4 protein-coding genes and 4 pseudogenes are annotated in these 5,847 nt (G+C 39.1%); all 8 read right to left on the bottom strand.

Annotation, left to right across the window (positions count from 1 at the left end; translation table 11 throughout):
* Nucleotides 1–134 precede the first annotated feature (134 nt).
* Nucleotides 135–534, bottom strand: a pseudogene (locus BHV83_RS08205) (BfmA/BtgA family mobilization protein); the annotation flags it as partial.
* A gap of 169 nt (nt 535–703) precedes the next feature.
* Nucleotides 704–951 (bottom strand): annotated as a pseudogene (locus BHV83_RS08200) (helix-turn-helix domain-containing protein).
* Between the two features lie 162 nt (nt 952–1,113).
* A pseudogene (locus BHV83_RS21740) lies at nt 1,114–1,538 on the bottom strand (hypothetical protein).
* Nucleotides 1,539–1,941: 403 nt separating this feature from the next.
* Nucleotides 1,942–2,451, bottom strand: a pseudogene (locus BHV83_RS08190) (CatB-related O-acetyltransferase); the annotation flags it as partial.
* A gap of 36 nt (nt 2,452–2,487) precedes the next feature.
* Entirely contained in the window at nt 2,488–3,780 is a 1,293-nt protein-coding gene (locus BHV83_RS08185) for an MATE family efflux transporter (RefSeq protein ID WP_122206089.1), read from the bottom strand.
* A 201-nt stretch (nt 3,781–3,981) separates the two neighbouring features.
* Nucleotides 3,982–4,455: a DinB family protein gene (locus BHV83_RS08180; RefSeq protein WP_036724003.1), complete on the bottom strand. Its 474-nt coding sequence runs from the start codon at nt 4,453–4,455 to the stop codon at nt 3,982–3,984.
* Between the two features lie 83 nt (nt 4,456–4,538).
* Complete coding sequence (locus BHV83_RS08175; RefSeq protein ID WP_005649909.1) at nt 4,539–5,075, bottom strand: helix-turn-helix domain-containing protein; 537 nt, start codon at nt 5,073–5,075, stop codon at nt 4,539–4,541.
* A gap of 351 nt (nt 5,076–5,426) precedes the next feature.
* Nucleotides 5,427–5,847 (bottom strand): 3'-5' exonuclease (locus BHV83_RS08170; RefSeq protein WP_286757305.1); only part of this gene is annotated, 421 nt, incomplete at its 5' end.

Below are 5,847 nucleotides of genomic sequence, written 5' to 3'. Positions count from 1 at the left end.
AATCTTAAGGGGCATGATTACTTGTTATGTATCGGCTTACTGCAAAACGCAAATGCATATCCTCCCCCCAGAGTGTCTCCAAAAAACGTTTTCAAAGGGATTATTAAGTAATTTTCCTGTCTCAAAACGCTTTTTCTTTCCGGCATATTTTTCTCGGAGGATAACTCGTCATTTACAGTCGTTTTCATCAATTGCTTATCCATAAGAGTTTCCAAAGTTTTACCGATGACATCGAAACGCAAAGCGATAGAATTTGTTACCCGTATCATGGGATGGGATTCAGTTGTTCTTCCTCATAGTGACGGATGAATCGGATAATATCATCCTGTCCCTTATTTATTTTCGCCAGTTCCGATTTTACGGATTTAGGGGCTTCGGATGGGTTGATATGTACCTTATCTATATATCTGAACGCCAACTTTACAACTTTCTCTTTTTCTGGGAATAGCGTTTGCATATCTTCTCTACCAAAGCTACCGTTTCCTTGTCTATGGAAATGGTAGTGAATATCGTTTTTCGACTGCTGTTTGGCACGGTAATTACTTTTTTATAGAAATATGAACAGATCAATACCTGATAATAAGCATTGAAAAGGAAATGCTTATTACAGGTGTCATTATAGCGTGTTCTTGTAACACGCTAAATCGATAGGTGAAGCAAACTGATTTGCTTTTTCGAACTGTTTGTAGGTTTGAGAATCGGCCTATTCACGAACAAAAGCCCGGATATCGCTGGCTTTATAATACGTTTTTCGCTCGATAGCGTTGAGCGTTGTAGGGTTCTGAAAGATGCTTTCAACAGAAAGGCTAAGTCTTGATTATCCAACAGCCTTTCGTTTTCATCGAATACAGTATCAGTATTAATAAGAGATTTCAAGTCTTGCCCGATCTCGGTGAGTTTCTTGGATAGCTTCTCCATCCACTTCTCGAAGTTTTCGTTGTCTATATACATTTTACTTCAATTTTTAGTTCAACATTATTGTTTTCAATCGATTGATGAAGCAAAGTTTTACAAAACAAGGTTGCAAAAAAAGAGGAGTAGGTAACTACTCCCCGAAAAATGGTTTATAAACTGCTATAAATAAACGATTTGCAAAATTATCTTTTCTAATCTTTATTTGTTCTTGCGTTTACGGTCTTCTCTGGTAATAGTATTTCGCAAAGCGTCCAAAGTTTTAGTAAGATTGTACGGTTTACGAGTAAACACTTTACCGATCTTATCGTAGATACTACCAAATTTCAGATTGAAAAGCTGCTCAAAGCCACGAGCCAACTGAATTTTTGGGACTGGCGTTCCATTTTCCCCAACGATTTTTCCCAGTAGAAACAGAGCTAGTACAATTTCAGCAATACCTATAATCCCCAATTCTTTAGACTTTGGGAGTACATATAGGTCTGACTTGAACTCGGTAGACACAGGTGAATTAAACTGTTCGGGATGGGTAGTTTTCAGAGATTGAGTAACTCTAATTCTGCACCAATTAAGGATAATGCTTTATGAATGTATAGATTTTTAAGCGTATTTTCCCCCCAGCCCATCCTGATACAACCCTTTAAAGGGGCTATCTCAATACGGGTGAGATTAAGCATCCGGAAGACATGAGTATAGTCTTCCGAATGGCTAATTGTTACTATTTGCTTCACAAAATCTTCATAAGCATCTTGCATTTCTGTGTTAATAACTTCTTGTGAGGTATCAGCCAGTAAGATGAAAAAAACTCGTTCTCAATAAATCATTCATAGTTTGTTTGTAGTTCCTCTGCTAATCAGAATGATTCAAGGGGTATTCAGCCTTATTGGTCGCAATTCCAGAAATGGTGAACTTCAAATTCCTGCTTCTTACAAATATAATCCACTGGCATGAGTTCTAAAATAGCGAAATGTAGCTATATAGAAGAACTGAAACTTGCATCAATCCTTGTCAATCGTTTCTTTATATAGTTCATAATCTATATTTCTTCATGGCAAGTAATTCATCTAGTTTACCCTCTGCAATATATGGCAAACACTGATGTATCTTATCGGTAGACCAATCCCACCATTTCTGTATTAGCAGTTGTTCGATTACCTCTGCATCGAAGCGTTTTCGTATTTCTTTGGCAGGAGTTCCACCCACAATCGTATAAGGCGGAACATCTTTGGTCACTACGGCACGTGCGGCAATAATAGCACCGTCACCGATATGAACCCCTGCCATAATCACAGCTTCGTAGCCGATCCATACGTCATTGCCGATTACAATATTGCCTTTGTTGTCCCATGCAGTAGTAATATTCGACTTTTCCAATTCCCATTCTTCATAGAATAGAGGGAAGGTATAGGTAGACAGAGATTTCAATGTATGATTCGCACAATTAAACAGAAACTTCGTGCCACAGGCAATAGAACAGAACTTGCCAATGATTAACTTCTCCCGATGGATGGGATAATGATAAAGCACATTGTTCTTCTGCGAGGATATATTTTTGTCATCATAACTTGATTCGCTTTAATAGTGTTTACTTTTTAGATAAATGATAGATTGAAGTGCCAGCAGAATCACAAACAGGTATTCTGCCGTCAAGTAGAGGGATAAAGATGCTTTTATACAGAAGCTCAACCAATAGAGGTACACTAAATACGCACAGGTGGTTGTTACCTGAAACAGAAAGGTGATTTTGGTTTTCCCCGTTCCTCCGACCGCATTGAGATATACATAACCGGGTAGTGCAAACGTGTAATTCAATAGCATCACCACGAAAGGAGCAAATGCTAATTCTATCAATAGCTCATTATCGGTGTAGAAACTGACAATCCAACGGTTACAGAGTAAAGCTACTACTACGAATGGGATGCCAACGGCATAACCTAATTTCAGAACCTTGTGGCAGATCGGGAAAAGTTCATTTCTCGCCCTGGCTCCAATAGCATTACTTACTAATGAACCTGTAGTGACAGCAAAGGAATTGGCAATTACGAAAAATATTGCTGATACGCTTCGGGTTATATTGGAAATAGCCAACTCTGTTTTCCCTAAATGTTCGATTGCCACGAAAAATAGAAACCAAGGAGCTATGCTGATAAAAGCATGGAGCATACTCCACACAGACAGATTCAGGACTTTGATAAGTAACTGTCCATCATACACGGGCTTCAATCCGTATTTGTCTTTGTCAATCTTCGCTTTTGTGTAGATACAAAGTACAATCAAAGAACCCATTTCTGCTAAAGATGAAGCGATGGCTGCTCCCGAAATGCCTAATTCCAGTGTAAATATTAAAAAGTAGTTCAGCGGCATATTAATCGTCACCGCAGTAACAGCCGACCACGATAAGGCTTTCGTGTGCGTTATCCCAACGAAGAAAGACCGGATAGCCAGAAAAGGAAATGAGAACAACAGCCCGAAGCTGCGCCAGTCCAAATAGTGGATTACAGCCTGATAAATCTCCGGTGAGGAAATTAACCGTTTCAATAGATAAGGAGAAACGGCATGAATCAATAGGCAAAGCAAGACGGCTAATCCCGATAAAAAGAATAGCCCCTGAAAGAAAGTCTTTCCTGTTGCCTTGTAATTCTGCTCCCCGTTTCTGCGGGCAATCATCACTTGAAGTCCAATACTAAACCCGAAGCCCAGCATATAGACCGCCAGATAATAAATTCCGGCAATAGCGGATGCTCCCAATTCCACCTCACCTACGTGACCTAAAAAGACAGCATCCGTTATATTGATTAACTGCTCCATTAAGATGCTCATCATGATCGGAAAGTTGATGAGCCATATTTGTCTATATGTATAATTCATTGCTCAACTGCAAAATAGCACGATACGAACAGACCTGCATAACATGGTCTGCCAGCTCGTAAATTCATAAATAAAAGGATATAAAATCTCTGTGGCATTGAAAGGGGCTATTCGCAGGAGCGTAGCTATATACAGAGTTTCATAAGGAGTGAATACTATTTGTGAGTTGATATAGCGCAAATGTATGAAAAATTAAGAAATTCAACCGATTAATTCATGGATTTCTTTTATATGCAGGTGCAAATGTCCCAAATATCCTTCTATCATTTCTTGTAGCGTGACCTTTGTTCCTGTAAAGTCGCACCAGTAACTATCCAGTCTGTTCTTATCTACCGAGTTAATTACTTGGATGATGTGCAGATTGTAACACCTCCATAACTGGATTAAGTTAGCCCAGTCTGCATTCTGATAATCTTGTAAAGCTATCCACAAGTCATTATCCTGTGTATAATCAGGGAAGAAAAGCAGGTCTTTGCTATATTGCAACCGAACCATGCGTTGGTGATTATTGGATGCCGAATCAATCAAGTGACCGAGAATCTGCTTGATGGTGCGATTCTGCGTATTTCGCCTTTGTGTGATAACCTCTACAGGCAGGCTACTTAACAATTTCTCTTCTGCTTCAATAACCTGTGCAATGCCAGCGGTTATATGTATAAAATTACTTTCTTGTATAACTTTCTAATTTTAAATACTTCTGCAAAAGTAAGTTCTTTGCCTATCATCCACTTGTAAAAAACTGACTTTATCACAAATGACTACGCACGGCTATGCGATTTAATAACATTCAGCCTGCAACCTTCGGAAAAGAATGTAGAATATAGAGAACGGGAAGATAGATATTGAGTAGGCGAACAACCTGTAAACTCTTTAAAGTCTTTCACCAAGTGCGAAGAATCATAAAAGCCACACGAATAAGCCAAGTCTACGAACTCTATTCCCGGATGATTCTGCAACAGATACAGTGCCCGCTGAAAGCGAACTACTCGATAATATTCTTTAGGGCTCATTCCTACATAGTTGGAAAATACTCGCTTGAATTGCCTATATCCCAAACAAGCACTTTCAGCAAGGGTATTCACGTCAATTTGCGGTTGATTGATGATTTGACGGATAGCGTGATGCGTTCTTTGGTAGTTACAATTTGCATCGACCAACCGTTGCATAAGGAAGCGTTCAATCAACCGGATGCAGGTTTCAACGGCTGGTTCGGCAGAAATATTTCGTTTCAGGTGATTCAGTTCAATATCTTCCAAATCTTCTACATCTATATAATGGTTGTAAAACTTATTCATAGAACATTGCACAAATGAATTTAGCCCCAGAGGATGAAATATAACAGCAATCATATCAATATTTCCCACTGAAATCAAACTTCCATAAGTTGAGAACTGTCCCCGAATGAAATTCTTCGGCTGTAAACCTTTTGATTGGATATTCAGATTCTCACCCCGATGGAATAGTCTGTATCATTACTGGCTCTACTTCATCGGTCTTTAACGCCCAATAGTATTTAATGTATTGGGAAAGTACAGGTGACGGATATAAAATCTTGCTTTCTCTCATCGTTATTTCGTTAATCTGCTATGCGCATGGCGGTAAATATAGAGGTTAATCCCCGCATGACAATAAAGTAAGCCGAAAATTTAGATGAATGGTGTGTGTTTTGTTCCGCTATATGTCAGCGTTAAACGGTGCATTGCCCTTGTTACCGCCACATATAGCATACTCCGGTCGATTTCCGAATGATAATTCCTATCATCCACCTGTGGTATAATCACCTCATCGAATTCCAAACCCTTTGCCATGTGGGCAGAGATGATAACAATACCCTGCACAAAAGCCGAACTTTGGCTTGATAGGAAATTAATATCAGGAATTTGTAATTTATCTGCCATCTCACGGGCTTGCGATTCGGTTTTGCAGATAATCCCCAGCGATTTATAGGCGGATGCCTGATAAGTGACAATTAATTCTTTAATAGCAGATAGTTCTTCTTTCTCATTATTAAATTGTAATACTTTCGGTTTCTCTCCATGCCGTGCGACTGGTTCAAGATCGGTATTT

This window comes from Parabacteroides sp. merdae-related_45_40 (assembly GCF_001915675.1).
Note: the sequence above shows the minus strand (reverse complement) of the source record. Positions and strands in the feature narration are given on the sequence as shown.